The 21,742-nt window shown below is 37.7% G+C and carries 24 protein-coding genes; 15 read left to right on the top strand and 9 right to left on the bottom strand.

The features are described 5' to 3' along the window. Positions 1 to 83 precede the first annotated feature (83 nt). From ilvA to ntpJ, 3 genes are all read left to right on the top strand, one after another. Positions 84 to 1,631, top strand: coding sequence for a threonine ammonia-lyase, biosynthetic (ilvA, locus tag F931_RS07515; protein ID WP_171067912.1), 1,548 nt, complete (start codon positions 84 to 86; stop codon positions 1,629 to 1,631). A 144-nt stretch (positions 1,632 to 1,775) separates the two neighbouring features. Further along, a complete protein-coding gene (gene trkA / locus F931_RS07510; RefSeq protein WP_016140785.1) occupies positions 1,776 to 2,426 on the top strand; it encodes a potassium channel family protein in 651 nt (216 codons plus the stop codon). Between the two features lie 18 nt (positions 2,427 to 2,444). Then, entirely contained in the window at positions 2,445 to 3,782 is a 1,338-nt protein-coding gene (gene ntpJ / locus F931_RS07505; protein ID WP_016140784.1) for a TrkH family potassium uptake protein, read from the top strand. Positions 3,783 to 3,819: 37 nt separating this feature from the next. Here ntpJ and pldA read toward each other — a convergent pair whose 3' ends face one another. Together pldA and F931_RS07495 are read right to left on the bottom strand one after the other, a co-directional pair. Next, entirely contained in the window at positions 3,820 to 4,971 is a 1,152-nt protein-coding gene (pldA, locus tag F931_RS07500; protein WP_016140783.1) for a phospholipase A, read from the bottom strand. Between the two features lie 20 nt (positions 4,972 to 4,991). Continuing rightward, positions 4,992 to 7,931 carry an insulinase family protein gene (locus F931_RS07495; protein ID WP_016140782.1) on the bottom strand — a complete coding sequence of 980 codons (2,940 nt, stop codon included), beginning with the start codon at positions 7,929 to 7,931 and terminating at the stop codon, positions 4,992 to 4,994. 369 nt (positions 7,932 to 8,300) lie between these two features. Here F931_RS07495 and F931_RS07490 point away from each other — a divergent pair, with 369 nt between their 5' ends. From F931_RS07490 to F931_RS07455, 8 genes are all read left to right on the top strand, one after another. Continuing rightward, positions 8,301 to 9,305: an adenosine kinase gene (locus F931_RS07490; RefSeq protein WP_016140781.1), complete on the top strand. Its 1,005-nt coding sequence runs from the start codon at positions 8,301 to 8,303 to the stop codon at positions 9,303 to 9,305. A 16-nt stretch (positions 9,306 to 9,321) separates the two neighbouring features. Further along, positions 9,322 to 9,630, top strand: a complete 309-nt coding sequence (locus F931_RS07485; protein WP_002121079.1) for a Rieske (2Fe-2S) protein — start codon at positions 9,322 to 9,324, stop codon at positions 9,628 to 9,630. Between the two features lie 25 nt (positions 9,631 to 9,655). Further along, positions 9,656 to 10,264 carry an OB-fold-containig protein gene (locus tag F931_RS07480; protein ID WP_016140780.1) on the top strand — a complete coding sequence of 203 codons (609 nt, stop codon included), beginning with the start codon at positions 9,656 to 9,658 and terminating at the stop codon, positions 10,262 to 10,264. Between the two features lie 379 nt (positions 10,265 to 10,643). Next, the gene (gene cydP / locus F931_RS07475) at positions 10,644 to 10,838 is read left to right on the top strand and encodes a cytochrome oxidase putative small subunit CydP (protein WP_016140779.1); all 195 of its coding nucleotides are present in this window, start codon (positions 10,644 to 10,646) and stop codon (positions 10,836 to 10,838) included. Further along, complete coding sequence (gene cydA / locus F931_RS07470; RefSeq protein ID WP_016140778.1) at positions 10,838 to 12,424, top strand: cytochrome ubiquinol oxidase subunit I; 1,587 nt, start codon at positions 10,838 to 10,840, stop codon at positions 12,422 to 12,424. Before cydP ends, cydA begins: the two co-directional genes overlap by 1 nt. Next, positions 12,421 to 13,566, top strand: a complete 1,146-nt coding sequence (cydB, locus tag F931_RS07465) for a cytochrome d ubiquinol oxidase subunit II (RefSeq protein WP_016140777.1) — start codon at positions 12,421 to 12,423, stop codon at positions 13,564 to 13,566. The genes cydA and cydB overlap by 4 nt, the downstream gene beginning before the upstream one ends. A gap of 10 nt (positions 13,567 to 13,576) precedes the next feature. Then, positions 13,577 to 13,678, top strand: coding sequence for a cytochrome bd-I oxidase subunit CydX (cydX, locus tag F931_RS07460; RefSeq protein WP_000270276.1), 102 nt, complete (start codon positions 13,577 to 13,579; stop codon positions 13,676 to 13,678). Then, a complete protein-coding gene (locus F931_RS07455; protein WP_080649446.1) occupies positions 13,679 to 13,978 on the top strand; it encodes a cyd operon YbgE family protein in 300 nt (99 codons plus the stop codon). Positions 13,979 to 14,043: 65 nt separating this feature from the next. Here the strand turns inward: F931_RS07455 and F931_RS07450 are convergent, their stop codons facing one another. The 5 genes from F931_RS07450 to F931_RS07430 all read right to left on the bottom strand — a co-directional run bounded on the left by F931_RS07450 (position 14,044) and on the right by F931_RS07430 (position 17,731). Further along, a complete protein-coding gene (locus F931_RS07450; protein WP_016140775.1) occupies positions 14,044 to 14,715 on the bottom strand; it encodes a YccT family protein in 672 nt (223 codons plus the stop codon). A gap of 213 nt (positions 14,716 to 14,928) precedes the next feature. Then, positions 14,929 to 15,525 carry a nitroreductase family protein gene (locus F931_RS07445; protein ID WP_016140774.1) on the bottom strand — a complete coding sequence of 199 codons (597 nt, stop codon included), beginning with the start codon at positions 15,523 to 15,525 and terminating at the stop codon, positions 14,929 to 14,931. Positions 15,526 to 15,713: 188 nt separating this feature from the next. After that, positions 15,714 to 16,826, bottom strand: coding sequence for a signal recognition particle-docking protein FtsY (gene ftsY / locus F931_RS07440; protein WP_016140773.1), 1,113 nt, complete (start codon positions 16,824 to 16,826; stop codon positions 15,714 to 15,716). 119 nt (positions 16,827 to 16,945) lie between these two features. Further along, positions 16,946 to 17,272 carry a hypothetical protein gene (locus F931_RS07435; RefSeq protein WP_016140772.1) on the bottom strand — a complete coding sequence of 109 codons (327 nt, stop codon included), beginning with the start codon at positions 17,270 to 17,272 and terminating at the stop codon, positions 16,946 to 16,948. 99 nt (positions 17,273 to 17,371) lie between these two features. Further along, positions 17,372 to 17,731 (bottom strand): hypothetical protein, encoded by a 360-nt coding sequence (locus F931_RS07430; protein ID WP_016140771.1) that lies wholly within the window; start codon positions 17,729 to 17,731, stop codon positions 17,372 to 17,374. 216 nt (positions 17,732 to 17,947) lie between these two features. Here F931_RS07430 and F931_RS07425 point away from each other — a divergent pair, with 216 nt between their 5' ends. The 3 genes from F931_RS07425 to F931_RS07415 all read left to right on the top strand — a co-directional run bounded on the left by F931_RS07425 (position 17,948) and on the right by F931_RS07415 (position 19,423). Further along, positions 17,948 to 18,181, top strand: a complete 234-nt coding sequence (locus F931_RS07425) for an SEL1-like repeat protein (protein WP_002121063.1) — start codon at positions 17,948 to 17,950, stop codon at positions 18,179 to 18,181. A gap of 288 nt (positions 18,182 to 18,469) precedes the next feature. After that, positions 18,470 to 18,844, top strand: coding sequence for a DUF2750 domain-containing protein (locus F931_RS07420; protein ID WP_025470290.1), 375 nt, complete (start codon positions 18,470 to 18,472; stop codon positions 18,842 to 18,844). Between the two features lie 147 nt (positions 18,845 to 18,991). Beyond that, complete coding sequence (locus tag F931_RS07415; RefSeq protein WP_016140769.1) at positions 18,992 to 19,423, top strand: CBS domain-containing protein; 432 nt, start codon at positions 18,992 to 18,994, stop codon at positions 19,421 to 19,423. 56 nt (positions 19,424 to 19,479) lie between these two features. Here the strand turns inward: F931_RS07415 and argD are convergent, their stop codons facing one another. Continuing rightward, positions 19,480 to 20,688, bottom strand: a complete 1,209-nt coding sequence (gene argD, locus F931_RS07410) for an aspartate aminotransferase family protein (protein ID WP_016140768.1) — start codon at positions 20,686 to 20,688, stop codon at positions 19,480 to 19,482. Between the two features lie 227 nt (positions 20,689 to 20,915). Between argD and grxD the strand changes: the two genes are divergently transcribed. Beyond that, complete coding sequence (gene grxD / locus F931_RS07405; RefSeq protein WP_002120913.1) at positions 20,916 to 21,257, top strand: Grx4 family monothiol glutaredoxin; 342 nt, start codon at positions 20,916 to 20,918, stop codon at positions 21,255 to 21,257. 48 nt (positions 21,258 to 21,305) lie between these two features. On the opposite strand, the gene F931_RS07400 is transcribed toward grxD, so the two are convergent. Then, a complete protein-coding gene (locus F931_RS07400) occupies positions 21,306 to 21,629 on the bottom strand; it encodes a hypothetical protein (RefSeq protein WP_016140767.1) in 324 nt (107 codons plus the stop codon). Between the last annotated feature and the right edge of the window lie 113 nt (positions 21,630 to 21,742).

Here is a 21,742-nt window from a genome sequence, read left to right as displayed (position 1 = left end):
TTTGACATTTATGCACCAATAAACGGCGCAAATGCACAAGGGTTTGCTACAATAATTTCCTATTTTAAACTGTTATAGGGAAGATGAACATGCTGTCTCGTGTGGTACGACAAATTTTACAAGCAACGGTTTATGATGTTGCAATTGAAACACCTCTCGAAGCAGCTCCACGAATTAGTCAAAAATTAAATAATACAATTCGTTTTAAGCGTGAAGATTTACAACCCGTTTTTTCTTTTAAATTACGCGGTGCCTATAACCGTATTAGTCAATTACCTAAAGATCAACTTGAACGTGGGGTGATTTGTGCTTCTGCGGGCAACCATGCTCAAGGCGTAGCATTGTCAGGTCAAAGACTAGGAATTCCCGCTATTATTGTTATGCCAAGCACAACACCTGACATTAAAGTTCAGGCAGTTAAACGCTTAGGCGGCCAAGTTGTGTTACATGGTGATAGCTTTGATATCGCAAATAAATATGCTCAACAACGTGCTGAAGTTGAAGGTCTTGTATTTATTCCACCTTATGACGATGAACTTGTCATTGCAGGTCAAGGCACAATTGCAAATGAAATTTTACGTCAATGGCGTGATGTAGAATATGTGTTTGTTGCTGTAGGTGGTGGTGGCCTTATTTCAGGCGTAGCAGCTTACCTTGGAGAAGTTGCACCGCACGTAAAAGTTATTGGCGTTGAATATGAAGAGTCTGCTTGTTTAAAAGCAGCCTTAGAAGCAAATGAACGTGTAATTTTGCCACATGTAGGGTTATTTGCAGACGGTACGGCTGTTGCCCAAATTGGTGCTTTACCTTTTGATATTATTCGTTTGCGCAAATCTGATAATTCAGGCCCGATTGTTGATCCTGATATTGTCACGGTGAATACAGATGAAATCTGTGCAGCAATTAAAGATACTTTTGATGAAAACCGCAGTATTGTCGAACCTTCTGGTGCGATGGCTTTAGCGGGTATTAAAAAATATATTCACGAACACAAAATCAGCAATAAAAATATGGTGTCGATTGTTTGCGGCGCCAATATGAATTTTGACCGCCTACGTTATATTGCTGAACGTACCGAGTTAGGTGAGCAACGCGAAGCGATTTATGCGGTTACCCTATCTGAAGAAAAAGGTGCATTCTTAGGCTTCTGCCGTGCATTACAAGGTCGCAATATCACTGAGTTTAACTACCGAGCAAACAATACAGAGGAAGCGCAAGTATTTGTCGGTATTAGTTTGAAAGGTGGAGATGCAGAGCGCCATGAAATTTTGGAACAATTAAAACAGCAAGATTATATTGTAGATGACCTTTCTGACGATGAAGTTGCCAAACTACATATTCGTTATTTAATTGGTGGCCACGCAAATCTAGATGATGAAAGATTGTTCCGCGTTGAGTTCCCTGAACGTCCAGGTGCCCTCTTAACATTCTTAACTCGTTTAGGTCCAACTCACAACATTACCCTCTTCCATTATCGTAACCATGGTGCAGCAGAAGGACGTGTTTTAGTTGGCTTACAAGCAACCGATGCGAAACAAAACCCTGATGGATTGATTGAAACGCTTGAGCAGATTAATTATCCGTATGCAGAAATTACTGATAACGTCGGCTATAAACGCTTCTTGAAATAATCTTTAATTTTGATGAAGAAGCCGACAAAGTTGTCGGCTTTTTTATACAATCTTTTTATATTTCTACCATCTTTACATTGCATCTCTTTATCTTAAAGAAAATATCCTTAAAAATAATGATCTAAATCGGAAAAAAGGACCAACATGGCACAGTTCGCAGTCATTGGCTTAGGTAGTTTTGGAGCAACGGTAGCTCAAGAACTCACAAAATTAAATCATGATGTTATTGGCATCGATACGGTAAAAAAGAATGTCGAAAATCTTGCCGACGTTTTAACGCATGCCGTCATTGCTGATGCTACCGATGAACATGTGCTTGACGAACTAAATATTCAAAATTGTGACGCAGTTGTGGTCGCAATTGGTGAAGATATTGAAGCCAGTATTTTGTGTGTGCTGAACTTAAAAAATTTGGGAATTGATAAAATTTGGGTAAAAGCAAAAACCAAAGCTCATCACACCATTTTGTCACACCTTAATATCAATAAAATTATTCATCCTGAAGAAGATATGGGAGTAAGAGTAGCTCAAGCCCTCAACTATCCGATGGTAAGTCGCTATATGTCTTTAGAAGATGATCACTACATTATAAAAATTGAAATCCCTGAAAAACTGCATGGTATTAACCTATATGGCATTATGCAGCAAGCGCCACAGGTCAAAACCTTGCTCGTTAAAAGACAACAGCAGATTTTGTTTGAAACTGAAGAAAATTTCACTTTGCAAACACATGATATTCTTATTCTAGAAGGTCATTTACCACAGTTAAAGAAACTTTCTAATTGCTTCTTATAAGAAAACGAAATCTAGAATATGTCTATATATCCCAAGCCTCATAAAACGTTAAATTTAAGCCCTCCTTCACTTTTAGCGCTAGGGTTTTTAGGCTTTATTGCCTTTGGCACTTTATTGCTTAAATTGCCATTTGCGAATACAGGCAATGTTAGCTGGATGGATGCGCTCTTTACAGCCACCTCAGCAGTTACAATTACCGGCCTATCTGTTTTGAATATTCATGAGTCTTTTACCCTCTTTGGGCAAACTATTATTTTATTGCTGATTCAGTCTGGCGGTTTGGGTTTTATGACTTTTGCAATATTGGCCGCATTAAGTTTGTCTCCCAAAGTTGGTCTTAAACAGCAAATGATGGCTCAGGATAGCCTCGGACAAACGAGCTTATCGAAGGTTACCTTTGTTGCTAAGGGCGTTGTTACTTACACTCTTATTTTTGAGCTGGTTGGTACAATTATTCTCACCACTGCTTTTACACCAATATATGGGTTTGCACGTGGTTTGTACTATGCGGCTTTTTACAGCATTTCTTCATTTAATAATGCGGGTTTTTCATTATTTTCCAACAGTTTAATGAACTTTCAAAGCAACTATATTATTTGTATAACCATTAGCATACTTTACACTTTAGGTGGCCTTGGTTTTTTAGTACTCATGGATATTAAACAAAACAAAAAATGGAAAAAACTAACGCCCAATAGCAAGCTTATTCTAACAACAATTGCAATTATCAACCTTGTTGCCTTTATTTTAATATGGGCCTTAGAAGCTCAAAATCCTCATACTCTAGGCATGTTAAATGTAGGTGATCAAGCTTTAAATGCATGGTTTCAGGCAACAGTTCCTCGATCTTCCGGCTTTAATACCATTGATACTGGCGCAATGACCAACAGTAGCTCCTTACTAATGATGTTATTGATGTTTATTGGTGGTGGCTCACTGAGTACAGCAGGTGGAATCAAAGTTGGAACCTTTGTCATCTTAGTGCTGAGTGTAATTTCATTTTTACGCCGTACGGATGAAATTAGAATATTCAATCATTCGGTATCTCACGAAACGACTTACAAAGCATTAGCAGTGACTGCTATTACAAGCATACTCATCTTCATGGGATTCTTTATTCTTTTACTTTTAGAGCCTAAAGCAGATTTTATGAATTTACTTTTCGAAGTTGTTTCAGCAGCATGTACTGTGGGTCTCTCTCGTGGTATCACACCAGATTTACATAATGGTAGTTTATTTATTTTAAGCCTACTTATGTTTGCTGGACGTCTCGGACCTTTAACACTCGCCTATTTAATCGCTACTCCTAAAAAGAGCCGGCTCAAACACCCTCAAGCCAACATTCAAATTGGATAATAAAAAAGCCGCTTTAAAAGCGGCTTTTTATAGAATCTTAGTACCAATTTAAGAGTGACACACCCAAACCGGCATAAGTCGCTCGATGGTTATAATCAATCAAGCTTTCACCATAACCATTAAATAATTGGAAATGGCCGCGTAACTTTCCACTGATTGGGAAAGCCCAATCAAATTGAACAGCGCCATGAGAGTCATCACCACCTTTCAATGAATGACGGAGCATTAAAGAGAAGTCATTCTGCTTCCACTTATAAAAAGCTGTTAAATCACCACGACCGATGTAGTCTTCAATATCAGGGTTATTATCATCTTTACTATCTTCTTCGAGACGAATCCATGGACGAAGCATTAAAGCAAAGTTACCGCGCTCTAATCCAACGTTAAAGATTACACGGTTCCAGCTACGAGATAATGGGTCTGAGCGACCATTTGATTGATGGTTTAAGGTAACCCCCAGCAAACGCCCATCTAAACCAAGCAACTCATAGTTTGTTCTAAACATTAAACTTGCTTCTGGTTCATAGTTTGTTTCACGGAATGGACGAGACTCGTCAGCATTGAAGGTCTGCCAACGTGAAGATTGCGTATACCCTAGCCACAAATCGCCATTATTGCCAAAAATATTTTCCCAAGCTTTGGTTTTCAAAGAAATCTGAAATTTACTTTCTGTTGATTTCAGATTTTGATCTTTTGTCACCGTATTATTTAGGTTGGGACTATGTGGCAACTCATTTTTGTCACTGGTCCAAAATACAGGTAGTAAATAGACGGGTTGATAAGCACGAATGTTCCATACACCCAATTTACTTTCTTCAGACAATTCCCAACGTTGATCAAGTAAAGAAGTAGTAGGTTCAAGCTTAGGTGCTTTTCCAATAAGTTTGATATTACTTACTGTATCAGTAACTTTTTCTTTAAATGTTTCTGGTTGAACAGCAGGCTGATCGATTTTTTTAACAGGCTCTGGTGCTGCTGCGGCTTGCACAGCAGGTAGAGCTGATGTGTTAAATAAAGAATCGTAACAAGCCAGACGGTCGGCGTTCGAAGTAAGTGCAACACATGCATTCACTGTCGCAGGGTTTACGGGTGTTAAGGTGTCAGCATATGTCACAGACGCACATAAACAGCTAAGCACAGTTACTATGCTTAGCTGTAAAGATGTGCGTTCAAATTGTCTGAACGCCATGTTCATCTCCAATTTTTATTTTAATTCACTTGTTGAATGGTAAAACCTAATTGTTGCAATTCATCGCGTTTTGCAAATGGTGCAACTACAGCTTTTACAGGAGTTTGCTCAACTAAATATTGACGAGCAACGCGTTGTAAATCGTCTAATGTCACATGCAACAATCTTTCACGCAAAGTACGGCGGAAAGCTGGTGTTCTTGCATGCAACAATGCATAACATGCCGTAATCGCTTCACCTGCCGGAGAACCTGGTTTATCCATACTTGCCACTAAACCAAGAATCGCTTCTTCAAGCTGATGAGGTTGTTGCTCTGTATTTAATAACCATTGCACGCTTGCTTCAAAGTCTTTAAAAGTCTCTGCTAAACGTGGGTCACGGTAGCTAAAGAAACGGAATGAACACGCATTTCCATCATAACTAGCGCCGCCACCATAAGCACCACCTTTTTCACGAATAGCACTGTGCAAGAATCCGTTACGTAAATAAGCTGCCAAGACCATTAATGGAGCTGCATCCGGATGCGACACTTCTACGGCTTGATATGCAGACGCACAGAATTGAACGTTTGCCTGAATTAACCATGCTTCATGATTATTATCATTAGCTTGTTCTACTTGAGTTAACTCAGCTGTAGCTGTATCAACGTTCAATTTATCCCAAACATTCTGGATTTCTTCAACCAAACGTTCAGATTGATGTTCTTCACAGACAAGTAAGAACTGTTTAGGGGCTTGCAACAACTTACTATGAATACGTTTTAATTCCGCAATTAATTCGTCATAAGCGGCATCATCTTGAGTAATCTTAGCGACAAGTTCGCCTAACCAGTTCAAAGCGCCTAAACCAGTATTTTGATAGTCACGTTGAGCCAAAGCACTCATATTGCGCGATGCGATTTGCATTGCATAACTATGGCCCGCTCCAGATAAACGAGATTGCCAACGTGTCTTACGTTGTTGTAATAACTCAATAATTCGTTCTTTTTCATCAAATCGAAGCTGTTCAAATGCTAATTTTAATAAATGAATTGCATCAAATTTCTGAGTCAAAGATTTGGTCGTTAACGTTAACCAAGCACTAATTTTATCTTTATCATCAACTTTACTACGTAATGAAGCACCCATTCCTAAACCACCACTTACAGCTGTTTGTAAGTTTTGCAGTTCAAGATAGTCATACTCACCTGCACCTACTTCACCCATTAAAATAGAAAGCAAATTGAAGTAAGGTGACTTCACAATATCTTCAGGAATCTGAATAAGTACTTGTTGATAATAAATACCGTTCGTACCCGCATGGTATAAGTTCAGCGGTGTATCCATACGATTACAAATAATTTCGCGTAACTGGCCCTGCACAATATGCAAGTCAGCCGGTACGTCTTCCAAACCTACTTTCGGTAATAACTCAAGGTTATCAGGCGTATCCTGACGTTCTTCTAGAGCCTTGGTCTTAGCAATAATTTCAGCCTTATCAGCGTCTGTTAGTTTTTCACCAATAGCTGCCAAGCGTGCTTTTTCCGCTTCTTGCTCTTTTACAGACTTGGTTGGGTCTGGAACTAAAGTCATCTGTACACGATGAGGATTGTCAAGTAAGTGCGTTTGAATCAGATTTGATAACCACATTGGGTCCTTCAACTCTTCTTTAACCTGTGCAATTGCGCTGTCGACATCCCAAATTTGGATTGGATCACTATGGTGAATCGCACCACTTAAACCATTTAAAATTAGACTTAAACCATATGGTGTACCATCACCATTAATTTCACGTTGATGCAACTCAATCTGATGCAAAATTGCATCGACTAAATTACTGTCAATTGGTTTTGCAGCAACATCACGTAGAATATTTAAAACGCCCTCTCTAAAGCTTTGTGCATGTTCAGGATTTGAGCCTTGAACGCCACAGTAGAAAGTCATTTCAAAATTACTATCGTCTACGCCCATTAATGGACCTGTTGATTGAGCGTAACCACAAGTTTCTAAGTAATGACGTAGAGGTGAAGCTGAATTTTCTAATAAAATCCCTTCTACTAAACGCATTCCTAAACGCAATTTAATGTCATTTGCTTCGGGTAATAACCAAGATAAAACATGATAAGTCTTATCTTTTAAATCATCGCTATCAACACCATAGTTCTCTATTACTTCAATTGGCGCTGCTAAACGTTTTTCAGGCTTAGAATATAAAGTTGTACCCGCAGAAAACTTATGTAGAGCTAGTTTTTCAAATTGCTCTTGCAGCTCATATGCCGTTTGATTACCAAAGGTCATAAACACAGCATTACTTGGGTGGTAATGTACTTTATAAAAATCGACTAACTGTTCATAAGTTAGGTCAGGAATATCTTTAGGATCACCACCTGAGTTGTAATGATAGGTTGTTTCAGGGAATAAATGATGAGCCAACTGATGATAAAGTTGGTCAGACGGCGCACTCATCGCACCTTTCATTTCATTAAAAACAACACCTTTATAAACAGGTTGTCCATTTTCAAGTTCAATACGAATACCTTCTTGAGCAAAATCAAGTGGATTCAAGTTTGCAGCAAATGCCGCATCAAGATAAACAGAAAGTAAATTTTGGAAATCTTTTTTGTTTTGAGTAGCAAATGGATATGCAGTCCAATCTGCCGCTGTAAATGCGTTCATGAATGTATTTAAAGAACGACGAATCATTAAAAAGAATGGATCACGTACCGGAAACTTTTCAGATCCACACAAAGCCGTATGTTCTAAAATATGTGCCGTACCTTTAGAGTCCATAGGTTGTGTTCTAAAAGCAACAAGAAATACATTTTCATCATAATCAGTTGCCAAGTGATAATGCACCGCACCTGTGACTTTATGCTTATATTCAGACACTAAAATATCTAATGCTTCAACATGGTGCTGACGTAGCAACTGAAACGCAGGGTGAACAGTTTGAGAAATGGTTTCAGTGACATCTACAGTCATGTGATCTCCTAACATATCGGATAAGTCAATAAATCTCATTATAGCCTGAGTCAGCTTGAGATTGGCGAACAAAAGCCAAGTAAAATACTATGTTTTTGTTGAGTATTAGTTTTCGTTAGCACGGCTTTGATATCAAGCACATAGCTATCGATGTTTTATCCTAACAGAACAAAAGCTTTTAATTCTATGAATGAGATAGATATTGAATAAAAAAGCTTATTAATTTTATTTCTCTAATATAAAGAATCTTCTAACAACAATATCTTTCCACTAATTTTTGATTTAACTGAATTTTATTCAACAAACTACAGCAAATCCAAGCAATGGTGTAAACTTACCTACCTGATTTTTTTATTTGTGACAACACATATGGCAACTGTAGATCTTTTTGCAATTGGTAATGCATTAATCGACCAAGAATTTAAAGTGTCTGATGATTTTCTTAATCAGCAAGGCTTGCAAAAAGGCACAATGCAGTTGTCCGATGGTGACACTCAATCTGCTCTTTATGCAGAGTTGAAACAGCATCAAGACTACAAAGGTCAAGCGAGTGGCGGCTCAGCGGCAAACACAACTGTGGCCTTTAGTGCATTAGGCGGAAGCGCTTTTTATGGTTGCCGTGTTGGTAATGATGATTTAGGTTCAATTTATCTACAAGGTCTAAATGAAGCTGGGATCCAGACTACTCCAAAATCGATCAGTGAAGGCGTGACAGGTACTTGCATGGTACTCATTAGTCCTGACTCTGAACGTACCATGCACACCTATTTAGGTATCACTGCTGAACTCTCTCAAGATCAAATCGACTTTGAACCATTAAAAACATCAAAATGGCTTTATATTGAAGGTTATCTCTCTACAAGTGAAACAGCGCGTAAAGCTGTAAAACAAGCGAGAGAAATTGCAAAAGCAAATGGTGTTAAAATTGCTTTATCTCTTTCAGATCCTGCAATGGTTCAATACGCTCGCGAGGGCTTAGAAGAACTCATGGATGATGGTGTAGATTTACTGTTTTGTAATGAACAAGAAGCCTTAATGTATACAAATACTACTTCTGTAGAAGATGCTCTTGCTCAATTACGTTTTAAAAATCATACAGTAGTGATTACACAAAGTGCTAAAGGTGCTTTAGTTTCTAGCCCTACGCAACATTTCCATGTTGCAGGTCGCCACGTAGAAGCAGTTGATACCAATGGTGCTGGCGATGCATTTGCAGGCGCATTCCTTTATGCCCTAAATCATCATCAAGATTTGAATGCTGCTGCACAGTTAGCCGTGTTAATTTCGAGTGAAGTTGTTTCTCAATTTGGTCCACGTTTAGCGATTAATGATTATGCTAAACTTCTTGAAAATTTTCAGAAGGAATGTGCTTGAAATGGAAAGGATCTGTATGACGGAAGAAGTTCCTGAGCGTGAAGCTAGAGCTTTTGACACTCTACAAGGAACGACTATTTTCATTACGCAACGTGACGGCGCATTCTATGCTTATCAAAACTTATGCCCTCACTTGCAAACAGAGCTTGAATATTTAGAAAATCAATTTCTTGATCAAGACCAAGAATACATCCAATGTTCTACCCATGGTGCTTTATTTACTGTGGAAACAGGTGAATGTATCTCAGGTCCATGTTTAGGTGATTTTTTAAATAAAGTTGAGATTAAAGTACATTCAGATGGCGGTATCTACATCGTAGACTGAAGCGATCAACATTAGAGTTTCTGCCATGGCTGATTTCTTTTTCAATTATTATCTTATGCCATTTCACCTAAGTGTAGTGGCTTTGATATTACTCAGCGTGGTAGAAACCATTGGTATGTATATTGGACTTCGTCCAAGTCAATTACTCAAAAAAATTGCGCCTGTTTGGCTTTCTAACTCACCACTACTTAACGTTAAATTTTCTAAAGCTTTAATTTTCGTTTTTCTACTCATCAATTTTAGTTTTGCTGGTTATTTTTTACAGCTTTCTTTCTTTGCTATACAGCATTATTTTATTACACCATTTTATTTAATCGTCCCAGCGCTTGTCATCGCCATCTTTTTTACCGTGTTCATGATTCACTGTCTGGACCAAGTGATTAAACCAAAGCTCACCCATACCAACTATAATCTTTTAGGGCGATTAGCGACGATTTCCAGCGGCAATGCCAGACCTGGATTCTCTGCCCAAGCCCGTGTCCGTGATGAATTTGGACAGCTCCATTACGTTCAAGTCGAACCAGAGTATGGCGAACTCGAACTATACTCTCAGGTGATTCTTGTTAGAGTCCATAAAAGTCATTATGTGGCTAAGAAAATTTCTGTATCAAACGATCTTTTTGCACCCGATTAATCCCTAATCAACTTTCTATTTCCTTATTATTTTTTGCAGGGTTTATTACGCCTGCATTTTATTATTTTCCTTTTTAATTAATTATTTACTATCCTGACTAATTTAGTTTGAAATAAAATTTACAAATATTATACAAGACCATTTTAGTTGGTATTAATTTAAAACAAACTATTTTAATCAACTTAAAAAATTTATTTATAAGTGTTTTAGTAGGAATTAATAATTAATTCAAACTATTTTAGTAAAGTATTTATTTTCAAATATTAAGCCATTGTTTTATTTAATTTAATTATTTAAATATTTATTTAAAATATATTTAATGTTTATTTTTATTATATTTTGTTTAATAATAAAATTAATATCAAATGAGGTTTAATTTATGAGCCTTAATTTTAAAAAACTTAACAGCCGTTTAATTAAAGAAATCACTATTATTCTAATAATAAAAATAGTGCTTCTTTTAACGATTAAACATATTTGGTTTGATGCTCCCACCATCCCCAAAAATTTTGACAATCAGGTCGCCGAGCATATTGCTGGCGATAACATTTCCCACATTAAGGAGACACGTTGATGATTTCTGAAAGCGTGGTTGATCTTTCGCGGTTTCAATTTGCGATGACCGCAATGTATCACTTTCTTTTCGTCCCTTTAACTTTAGGTTTGGCATTTATCCTTGCCATTATGGAAACCACCTATGTCATTTCGGGTAAAGAAATTTACAAGGATATGACTAAATTTTGGGGAAAATTATTTGGTATTAACTTTGCTTTAGGGGTAACCACTGGTTTAACAATGGAGTTTCAGTTTGGAACAAACTGGGCTTATTACTCACATTATGTAGGTGATATTTTTGGTGCACCATTAGCAATTGAAGGCCTTATGGCATTCTTCCTTGAGTCTACATTTATTGGGTTATTCTTTTTTGGATGGGATCGTTTAAGTAAGGTTCAGCATCTAGGCGTAACATGGTTAGTCGCTCTAGGTTCTAATATGTCAGCGCTTTGGATTTTAGTGGCTAATGGATGGATGCAAAACCCGGTAGGTGCTGCATTTAACTTTGAAACGATGCGTATGGAATTAGTTGATTTCGGCGCGCTTATCTTTAACCCAGTAGCTCAAGTGAAATTTGTCCACACTGTATCTGCGGGTTATGTAACTGGTGCAATTTTTGTACTGGCTATCTCAAGTTATTACTTACTTAAGAAACGCGATCTACCATTCGCGCGTCGTTCATTTGCAATTGCTGCAATTTTCGGTCTTGCATCTACACTTTCAGTAATTTTGTTAGGCGATGAATCTGGCTACGAGTTAGGAGATGTTCAAAAAACTAAACTCGCTGCGATTGAAGCCGAATGGGATACTCACCCTGCTCCTGCTCCATTTACTTTATTTGGTGTCCCAAACCATGAAGAAATGCGGACAGATTACGCAGTTAAAATTCCATATGCGTTAGGTTTAATTGCAACTCGTTCAACAACTAAAGAAGTTACTGGCCTTAAAGATCTCATGCAACAACATGAAGTTCGTATTCGCAACGGTATGCTTGCCTATGCCGACCTTGAAAAGTTGCGTGCAGGTGATCGCTCACCAGAGTTATTGGCTTCTTTTGAAAAAAATCAAAAAGATTTAGGTTATGGCCTACTTCTTAAGAAATATGCACCCAATGTAGTTGATGCAAGTGAGCAAAATATTAAAGCCGCTGTAAAAGATACAGTTCCAAATGTTACAGCACTATTTTTCTCTTTCCGCGCAATGGTTGCCTCTGGCTTTTTAATGCTATTACTTTTCATTTTAGCAACTTGGGCGGTAGCCAAAAGAAATGCTGAAAACAAACCTTGGTTACTTAAATACGCATTGTTTGCGCTGCCGCTTCCTTGGATTGCTGCACAAACTGGTTGGTATGTAGCTGAAGGTGGCCGTCAACCATGGTCCATTGGTGAGATTTTACCAACTCATCTCTCTACTTCTAGTTTAAGTACTGGAGATGTATGGGGTTCAATCCTTGCTTTAGCAGCGTTCTATACCGCTCTTTTAATTATTGAAATGTATTTAATGATCAAATTTGCTCGTTTAGGGCCAAGTTCCCTGCACACTGGCAAATATCATTTTGAAAAGCAAGAATCGAAAGCAGCTGTTAATGGGGAGGCCTTATCATGATTGAATATGAATTATTAAAAATCATTTGGTGGGTATTAGTTGGCGTACTACTGATCGGCTTTGCTCTAACTGATGGCTTCGATATGGGTTCTATGGCTCTTATGCCTTTCGTTGGAAAAACTGATAGCGAGCGCCGTGCTGCAATCAATACCATTGCCCCGCATTGGGATGGTAATCAGGTCTGGTTTATCACCGCAGGTGGTGCACTATTTGCTGCGTGGCCAATGGTCTATTCCGTTGCCTTCTCTGGTATGTACTGGGCACTGTTGTTGGTTTTATTCGCACTCTTCCTAAGACCAGTCGGCTTCGATTATCGTTCTAAACTAGACAATACCAAGTGGCGTAATTCTTGGGATTGGGGGCTTTGCATTGGCGGTGCCGTTCCAGCGCTTGTATTTGGTGTGGCATTTGGTAATTTGTTCTTAGGCATTCCTTTTAGTTTAGATAGCACATTACGCTCTGAATATTCAGGTAGCTTTTTTGCGCTTCTCAACCCATTTGCCTTAGTTTGCGGAGTTGTGAGTCTATCTATGCTTTGTGCACATGGTGGTGCATGGCTCATGTTGCGTACAGATGAAGCTTTAAAACAACGCTCTGCCAAAGCCACTCAAATTATGGCAATTGTATTTTTAATTTGCTTCCTTGTGATTGGAGCATGGCTCTATTTTGGACAAGTGCCCGGTTATAGCTATGCTGTTGCCATAGATCCAAATGCTGCGCTTAACCCCTTAGCTAAAGAAGTAATTACCAATGGTAACCCGGGTTGGATGAACAATTACAGCACCTATCCAATGACTAAAGTTGCTCCAGTTATTGCCATATTAGGTGCAATTATTGCAATTTTTGCATCTTCAAAAGCAAAAGCAGGTTTAGGTTTTACTGGCACAAGTTTAATGATTGTAGGAGCAATTTTAACTGCTGGCTTTGCTCTATTTCCATTTCTGCTTCCCTCTAGTATCAACCCTAACTCCAGTTTGACGATGTGGGATGCTGTCTCAAGTCATCTGACTTTAGGCGTTATGACTGTCGCTGCCTGCCTTTTTGTTCCTCTCATTTTGATCTATACCAGTTGGTCTTATTACAAAATGTGGGGAGTCATCACTAACAAACATATCGAGTCAAACTCGCATAGCTTGTATTAAGGAGAAAACTATGTGGTATTTCGCATGGATCCTAGGCATTTTGATGGCATGTTTTGCGGGTGTACTCAGCGCGCTGTATATCGAACACCATCAAAATTTAGATGAGGAATAATTGATGGCAAAAGCAATGACAGCATCAAATCATCGAAAAGCTCAAGCATTTGCAATAGCCCTTTCTTTTCTGTTGGCATTGCCTCTTGCTGCAATTTTGTTGGTTTATCCTTCACTCATGCTAGATGCTAATGGACACTACAATCATAGCCAGCTTATGCTGGTGATGATTGGTATTTCTGGTGGCTTTATTTATGGAGTGGGTTTCGTACCCAACTTCTGGTTATGGAAATGGCTATTTAGCCCATGGGTGGCTTGGCCTCTCATGCTTCTAGGTTATTACATCTGGTTTCTAACCTAAATCCAAAAGGACCTCATCTGAGGTCCTTTTTCATTTCAACTAATGTAATGGGTACTAATATTAAATTAATGCGATTGTTCAGCTAACCACGCCATAAATTTTTGACGCTCAGCTTTAGAAGCTTTCTGCCAAGTTTCAACTAAACGTTGATCATTCGTTTGCGCTACACCCATTACTGGCATAGACGTTGCAGTTGGCACAACAACTTGAGCGGAAGTAGGCTTAGCAGATACATACACTGCCTCAGGCTGTGATTTTGATGATTTAGTCGTAAAGTCAGTAACTTTACCTAATAAACCCGTTGCAAACCAAGGTTTTGCCTCATTGTTTGCACCAGTTTGTTTTACGATTAATTCATTATTTGCACTATACAAAGCCACTGTTGGCTGCTCCGCATATTTCTTAGCTTGTTCAAATTGTTTTGGTGCATCTACCATTGCAAGCTTATAAGTTTGCCCATCTTGGAGTGCTGGAGTTTGAATCGTAACTACTCCAGATTTAATAATGTCATGTTCACCATTTAAATGCTCAAAGTATTCTTGATAGCGCACACTTAAGCTCGTTTCCCCTGCATCAACTTTATAATTATTTTTAGATGAACGAAATAATCCAGAGTTGACTTCCTGACCATTCACCGCAAGGATTACAATTTCCTCTGGTGCTGTAATTGTAACTGCTGAAAATACCGAACCGCTGAGTAATAAACCAATTGCAGCAACACCTAATCTTAAAGTCATCTGTCTCTTTCTCTGTGTTTGATAAGCTATTAAATCATGAGCAATATGCAATATGATTGTGACTATTTTATGACAGTACAGTGATAGGCTAATTTCTTGTTTTTTTATTTTGAAATATCTACCTGCATTTTATTAGCTTTTAATTTGGTTAACCTATCTACTCATTCTAAAAAATAAAAAAGCACCTAAATAGGTGCTCTTTTTAACTTTTAATTAATTAAAAGTTTTGAAACGATCAGCATCATTAATAAATGCTTTTTCGCCTGCTGGTGCTTCAACTGAACCAAATACTAATTGAGCACGTAATTTCCAAGTTGCAGGAATATCAAATGCTTCAGCTGCGTCTGCATCAACAATCGGGTTATAGTGCTGTAAAGATGCCCCTAGGCCTAGCTCTGAAAGTGCTGTCCAAGTCGCAAACTGTGCAATTGCCGTTGAATGCTCAGACCAAACTGGGAAGTTGTCTGCATATAATTCAAATTGCTCTTGTAAGCTTTTAATAACAGCTTGGTCTTCGTAAAATAAAACCGTACCAACACCAGCAACAAAGCTATCAATTTTTGCATTTGTGCCCGCAAAAGAATCTGCAGGAACAATTTTACGTAATGCTTCACGAACTAAATTCCAAAATTTAGCATGTGACTCACCATATAGAGTCACGACACGTGAAGATTGTGAGTTGAATGATGAAGGACTATGTTTAACCGCTTCACGAATTGTTTCTTCAATTTTTGTGCGGTCTAATGCAACATTTTTACCAATTGCATAAATAGTACGACGGTTTTTAATTTTATCTAAGAAAGTAGACATTTTGTTATTTCCTATCTATTGGTTGACCAAGAGTCGTTGTTTGGGAATGAATATAGTGTATTAAAGTCATTTTTTATAATCAGCATTAAAAATATGACAGTTCGTTTTATTTTCGCAACAATAAAAAAAGATATAGATATAAAAAAAGCTTCACGATTTAGTGAAGCTTTTTAAGATTAATAAACAATTTACTTATCAGTTTCAAATAGTGCTGCAACAAAAGATTTAGCCGAGAATGGTCTTAAATCATCAATTTTTTCACCTACACCAATAAAACGAATTGGCACATGGGTACGACTGGCAATATTAAAGAGCACACCACCTTTCGCAGTTCCATCTAACTTAGTAATGGTAATACCCGTTAAACCTACAGCTTGATCAAACTCTTGTACTTGGTTAATCGCATTTTGCCCTGTACCCGCATCTACCACCAACATAATTTCATGAGGTGCAGTGGCATCAATTTTTTTCATAACACGTTTAACTTTTTTGAGCTCTTCCATTAAATTGCTCTTATTATGTAAACGACCTGCCGTATCTGCAATTAATACGTCAATTCCTTTAGCACGAGCACTTTCAAAAGCATCAAAAATAACAGAAGCACTATCAGCCCCGTGGCCTTGCGCCACTACTGAGATATCATTACGTTCACCCCATATCTGTAATTGTTCAGTCGCTGCGGCACGGAACGTATCCCCAGCAGCCAACATCACTTTTTTACCTTCCCCTTGCAAACGTTTAGCTAACTTACCAATAGTAGTAGTTTTACCAACACCATTTACCCCAACCATCAAAATTACATACGGTGATTTATTAGGGTCAATATGCAAAGGTTTCACACGGGGAGCCAACAAAGCAACCAGCTCTTCTTGTAAGGCTTTATATAAAGAATGAGAATAGATCAAATCGCCACGAGCTGTACGCTCTGTTAAATTGGTAATGATCGTTTTAGTTGCTTCGACACCAATGTCTGCAACCAGTAATTGCTCTTCAACTTCTTCAAGTAATTCATCGTCAATTTCCTTTCCGCCAATCAAGATATTGACCATACCATCAGCGAAATTACGACGAGTTTTGGTTAAACCCTCTTTCATTCGGCCAAAGAAACCAGTTTTTGGTTGTTCGACCGCTGTTTCTGAAGGAGCTAATTCAACTTTGGCTACTTCAATATTTTCTTGTGATTTAACAGGAGATTCAACGATGGGAACATCGATAGCAGGTAAATTAGGTAATGTGACATCGTCATCACCGATCTCAGCATCTATCAAGAATTTATTTTGCATATTCGATTGTTGCTCCATGCGGATTCCTTGAAAAGCAGCGTGTTAAAAAAGATAAAGTTTAGCATAAATTCAAACTTTTGCCTGCCACAATAGTGCTCAAAAAGCTTTGGAAACCAAGATTTATCTCGATAACCAATTTATTGCATATCTTCCTGGGCTAGTGCTGGGTATTGCTTAATATGAGCACCTTCAAATTGGTATGCATGCATTAACTTTAAATACTCTGCTCTATGAATTTCAGATTGAGTCATAAGTAACTCAGCCATATCTTGAGTTCTTGGATAAGTTGCCTGATGAGAGAGTTGTACAATTCGTTGATATTGATTCGGACTAATAGGCCGAAGTAATGCTAAATATGACAGCACAAAAATACAGCCAATGACAATAACCACAAATAGGTTAAAACATTGATCAATTTTTAACTCAGACTTTAATTTAAGGAAATTTTGTTTGAATATGAGCATGACCTACCTCGAATTAGTGTAGTGTAGGGTTCAATACTCATAAGCACAAGATCAAACATCCAGTAAGGCCAAGAATCGTACCTTACTGGATAATAATACTTAGCTTATTAGTGAACGAATGACAGAAAAGTATAAAATTGCCGCAATAATCACCAAGACTAAAAACATGGCAAAGACACTTAATCCTTCTTCTGCATCTGCTGGATGCAACTCGTCTTCATCAGCAATTTTTCTCAATTCGCCATCATACACTTGATAAAACCAGTTTTTTTGTGCTGGTTCCAAATGCCGAGCAAAATCAAATACTCTTTTGCGCTGAGCAAGACAATAATCCCCTAAATGGATCTCTTGATGAAAGATCGCTTCATCTAATAGTTTACGATGATAATGGGCTAGTTCTATGATTTGTTCCTCTCTAGGTGGAGTATCAAAAACAAAGCCGTCGATAGTATTTGTCATATTTTATTCTCCTTGTCTTTTATTCTCATATTGATTTTACTCAAAATTATTTGTGAATAATGTTTAATCATGTATCCTAATAGTGAATAAAGTGGTTTGCACCAATAGTTGACAAATCCATTAATTTGTAATATTAGTTTAACAATACTAAGTTAAATTAATTTAAAGGCACAGGCCTTTAGAAAAAGTAATCATAATTACAATAAGGAGTTTTATATGATTCAACGTATCTCTCATCATGATTTAGAACATGTATACGCAACTGCAGTAAACACAATTCACTCTCAAATGAATTTTCAGGATGCAGTTGCACAGTTAGAAGAAGTTGCTCGCGCTGGGCACGGTAAAGCCGCTCTGTTTTTAGCAGAATTGTATTATCAAGGTTTCCGGGTTGAACGTGACTCACTTAAAGCACAATATTGGCAAAAGTTAGCCACAATGCAAGCATAAAGAGACGTCACTTAGGTGGCGTTTTTTTATGCCTGTAAAATCCAAATTTATCAACTTATCTCTTCTTGCGCTTCACCAAAGCTTTAATCGCTTTGTCTTACTCAGGTGGCATTTTTATACCTATAAAAAACCAAAGTTATCAATTGATTTAAAACTTCAGACACTATAAGTAAATGAACAGAATTTCATAGCTGGAATATTTGTTTACGATTTGATACCTGTTTAAACTGAAATGTCATCTGATTTTTTTATAATAAGCAAGACAAGTTAAGAACCATTAAATTCACAATGAATAGTTTAAGTAATCTACAACCGGTTTCAAGAGACTTGATGATTAAGATTTATATTTTAAGAACCATGATGTACTGCGGGGTTCTTTGGGGTTTATTTCATCAAGGATGGGCAATTAAATCAGATCAGGAAGATTTTATTTTCCCTTTTTGGCTTAACGGATTGCAGGCACATCGCTATGCAAAAGAGCATTGGCCACATTACAAACCTAGAAGAATTACCCCTAAAGATTTCCATGAGTCTTTATTACCCACCTTAACTCGACTTAACGTCACTCCTGCTTTGTTTAATTCATCTCATAGAAAATTAAAGCTATCTACTCAGCAAATGCATCATTTCTTTTTTAAACATCCCCATTGGCAAGGAGCTTAAACTTTTTCTTTAGCTTTTTAGCAATCAATATAGAATGCTTTTTGAACGCTTGAATGCAAAACTTATATTTGAATGACTATCAAGTCTTTGCATTTTTATAAAATCAAGCTAATTTAAAACAAAATGATAAAACACAGGACAGAAGAAATGACAATCGTTGCACAAGTAATCAAAAACAAATCAGAGCAAGATATTTTTACAATTTCTCCAGAAGCCACTGTCCTTGAAGCAATTAAGATCATGGCAGATAAAGGGATTGGTGCACTTGTCGTAGCAGACGGCGGAAAAGTTGTCGGAATTTTATCTGAACGTGACTACACGCGAAAAGTGACACTGATGGAACGTTCTTCATATAGCACCACAGTTGCTGAAATTATGACATCAAAAGTCATTACGGTAAGCCTAAACAATACGGTTGAAGAGTGTTTACAACTCATGACAGACCGCCACTTACGTCACTTACCTGTACTAGACAATGAAAAATTAGTTGGATTTATCTCTATTGGTGACTTAGTAAAAGCTGCAATGGAAGACCAGAAAAACCTCATTGAGCAGTTAAAACAGTACATTTCTGGATAATTACTTCACATAAAAAAATGGGCATTTATATGCCCATTTTTTATTAATACCAAAACTTAAAGGTAGTTATTAATTAAAGAGACTAAGCGCTCTAGCAAGTCATCAGCCTGTGTTTGAGTCATATTAATTGGGGGTAATAAACGCACTACAGAACCTGCTGTAACGTTAATAATCAGCTTATGTTGATCACGAGCAATTGCAACGAGCTCAGCACAGTCTTTAGGTAATTGAATACCAATCATCATCCCAAAGCCACGTACTTGTACATTTTTATCTGCCAATTGAGCACGTAATTGATCAACAATATAACCACCGACTATAGCTGCATTTTCTACAGCATTCTCTTTTTGGATTGTATCAATTACCGTATAAACCACACGAGAACCCAACACAGTTCCACCGTAAGTAGAACCGTGACTACCAGGTCCTAATAAACCTACAGCTTTACCTTGTGTCATGACCGCTCCTACTGGAAAGCCATTACCAAGACCTTTCGCAGTCGTAAGAACATCGGGCACAATATTTGTGTGTTGATACGCAAAATACTTACCTGTACGGCCATTACCAGTTTGGATTTCATCTAGCATCATGAGCCAGTTATGCTGATTACATAGGATACGGACTTCTTCAAGATAGCTAAAACCTTGAGGTGCTGTATTAATACCACCTTCACCTTGAATTGGCTCAATCAAAATCGCAACAATATCTGGATGCTGTAAAGCAGCTTCTTGAATTGCTTCTACATCACCAAATGGCACACGAATAAAATCATGAGTTAAGGGAGCAAAACCATCTTGTACTTTCTTATTACCAGTGGCTGAAAGTGTTGCTAAAGTACGGCCATGAAATGATTGCTCTGCCACAATAATCTTTGGTGAACTTATGCCTTGTTGAGTACCAAATTTACGAGCAATTTTAATCGCTCCTTCATTTGACTCAGCACCACTGTTTGAAAAGAAGATCTCTTCCATTCCTGAAACTTCAGCAAGCTTCTGAGCAGCAGCAGTTTGCCAAGGGATCTCAAATAAGTTACTCGTATGGACAAGTGTTGCAGCTTGTTCTGCAATCGCTTCTGCAATGACTGGATGTGCATGACCTAAACCACATACAGCAATACCCGTTAAAGCATCTAGATACTCTGTGCCATCTTCGGTATATAAATATGCCCCTCGGCCTCGTACAAAACTGATCGCTTGGCGGCCATAAGTAGCCATTAAATGTGATGGTTGATCAGGTTGTATTGGGGCTAGGGTAATATCAGTCATGACGAACTCTGTCTGTATGAGATTGTTAGAAGGGTTTATATAAGCAAAAACTGGCTCTGATGAAAAGTCTCATCATTCATTTATCTAAAATTTCGTCCGCTTTTTGCTATCACTTCGGTTTATACAATAAAATATTGAATATTCAATGCAACTTTAAGTAATCAGGTGGTTTGCAAAGCGATGTAAACACCCCCTATAATGCTGCTAGATTAGTTGAGGATCTATTTATGACTGAACAAGCACGTGATACTGAAGCGTTAATCCGCGATCAAATTGCGAAGCATCCCGTTTTACTTTACATGAAAGGCACTCCACAGTTTCCACAATGTGGTTTCTCTGCACGTGCTGTAGAGGCGCTCAGTCAAATTGGTCGTCCATTTGCATATGTAAATATTTTGGAAAACCCTGATATTCGTGCAACATTACCAAAAATTGCGAACTGGCCTACATTCCCGCAACTTTGGGTAAATGGTGAACTTATTGGCGGTAGCGATATCATGCTTGAAATGTTCCAAAATGGCGAATTAAAACCATTAGTTGAACAATACAGCGCAGCGCCAGAAGCGTAAATAATAAAAAAGCCAATCAAAAGATTGGCTTTTTTATTACTCTCGAATTTAACGATCACTCACCCCAACATAGCGAAATAAATTTTCTACGCCTAAATCAGACTTCAAAATAATTAGATTTTCATAACTAGTTGTCGTTAAAGCTTCAAATACATTCATATTCGGATCTTCGTGCAACTCATCTACATTCTGATTCATACCTTCTTCAAATCGATCAGCAACAAATTCAAATCCTAAATCCATAGCAATAAATAAAGTATGTTCACACGGCTGAATATATTGTTCTTGCGCCCAGTCAATTATCGCTTGTTTACAAAATGGACATTCAATATTTGCAGAGGCATCGTTAAGTTCGATCAGTTGATAAGGCATGAAATTTGAGAGTAGAGAAAAATTATAGTTTAAAAGAAATTAATTAAAACTTCTATAAGAGGCTAGAACATTAGTTAAAACAATACACGTTAAAATTACAACGTAATTACAAT

It is taken from the genome of Acinetobacter pittii ANC 4050 (assembly GCF_000399685.1).
GTDB lineage: Bacteria > Pseudomonadota > Gammaproteobacteria > Pseudomonadales > Moraxellaceae > Acinetobacter > Acinetobacter pittii_E.
This window is presented reverse-complemented; position numbering and strand designations above follow the sequence as displayed.

Excerpts from the sequence above, each read along its gene's own strand:
- pldA (WP_016140783.1), bottom strand. The coding sequence starts at position 4,971 with ATGGCGTTCAGACAATTTGAACGCACATCTTTACAGCTAAGCATAGTA.
- F931_RS07445 (WP_016140774.1), bottom strand. The coding sequence starts at position 15,525 with ATGTCTACTTTCTTAGATAAAATTAAAAACCGTCGTACTATTTATGCA.
- F931_RS07425 (WP_002121063.1), top strand. The coding sequence starts at position 17,948 with ATGATTCAACGTATCTCTCATCATGATTTAGAACATGTATACGCAACT.
- F931_RS07430 (WP_016140771.1), bottom strand. The coding sequence starts at position 17,731 with ATGACAAATACTATCGACGGCTTTGTTTTTGATACTCCACCTAGAGAG.
- ilvA (WP_171067912.1), top strand. The coding sequence starts at position 84 with ATGAACATGCTGTCTCGTGTGGTACGACAAATTTTACAAGCAACGGTT.
- F931_RS07420 (WP_025470290.1), top strand. The coding sequence starts at position 18,470 with ATGAATAGTTTAAGTAATCTACAACCGGTTTCAAGAGACTTGATGATT.
- cydB (WP_016140777.1), top strand. The coding sequence starts at position 12,421 with ATGATTGAATATGAATTATTAAAAATCATTTGGTGGGTATTAGTTGGC.
- F931_RS07450 (WP_016140775.1), bottom strand. The coding sequence starts at position 14,715 with ATGACTTTAAGATTAGGTGTTGCTGCAATTGGTTTATTACTCAGCGGT.
- ftsY (WP_016140773.1), bottom strand. The coding sequence starts at position 16,826 with ATGGAGCAACAATCGAATATGCAAAATAAATTCTTGATAGATGCTGAG.
- grxD (WP_002120913.1), top strand. The coding sequence starts at position 20,916 with ATGACTGAACAAGCACGTGATACTGAAGCGTTAATCCGCGATCAAATT.
- F931_RS07485 (WP_002121079.1), top strand. The coding sequence starts at position 9,322 with ATGACGGAAGAAGTTCCTGAGCGTGAAGCTAGAGCTTTTGACACTCTA.
- ntpJ (WP_016140784.1), top strand. The coding sequence starts at position 2,445 with ATGTCTATATATCCCAAGCCTCATAAAACGTTAAATTTAAGCCCTCCT.
- cydA (WP_016140778.1), top strand. The coding sequence starts at position 10,838 with ATGATTTCTGAAAGCGTGGTTGATCTTTCGCGGTTTCAATTTGCGATG.
- F931_RS07415 (WP_016140769.1), top strand. The coding sequence starts at position 18,992 with ATGACAATCGTTGCACAAGTAATCAAAAACAAATCAGAGCAAGATATT.
- argD (WP_016140768.1), bottom strand. The coding sequence starts at position 20,688 with ATGACTGATATTACCCTAGCCCCAATACAACCTGATCAACCATCACAT.
- trkA (WP_016140785.1), top strand. The coding sequence starts at position 1,776 with ATGGCACAGTTCGCAGTCATTGGCTTAGGTAGTTTTGGAGCAACGGTA.
- F931_RS07495 (WP_016140782.1), bottom strand. The coding sequence starts at position 7,931 with ATGACTGTAGATGTCACTGAAACCATTTCTCAAACTGTTCACCCTGCG.
- F931_RS07435 (WP_016140772.1), bottom strand. The coding sequence starts at position 17,272 with ATGCTCATATTCAAACAAAATTTCCTTAAATTAAAGTCTGAGTTAAAA.
- F931_RS07400 (WP_016140767.1), bottom strand. The coding sequence starts at position 21,629 with ATGCCTTATCAACTGATCGAACTTAACGATGCCTCTGCAAATATTGAA.
- F931_RS07480 (WP_016140780.1), top strand. The coding sequence starts at position 9,656 with ATGGCTGATTTCTTTTTCAATTATTATCTTATGCCATTTCACCTAAGT.
- cydP (WP_016140779.1), top strand. The coding sequence starts at position 10,644 with ATGAGCCTTAATTTTAAAAAACTTAACAGCCGTTTAATTAAAGAAATC.
- F931_RS07490 (WP_016140781.1), top strand. The coding sequence starts at position 8,301 with ATGGCAACTGTAGATCTTTTTGCAATTGGTAATGCATTAATCGACCAA.
- cydX (WP_000270276.1), top strand. The coding sequence starts at position 13,577 with ATGTGGTATTTCGCATGGATCCTAGGCATTTTGATGGCATGTTTTGCG.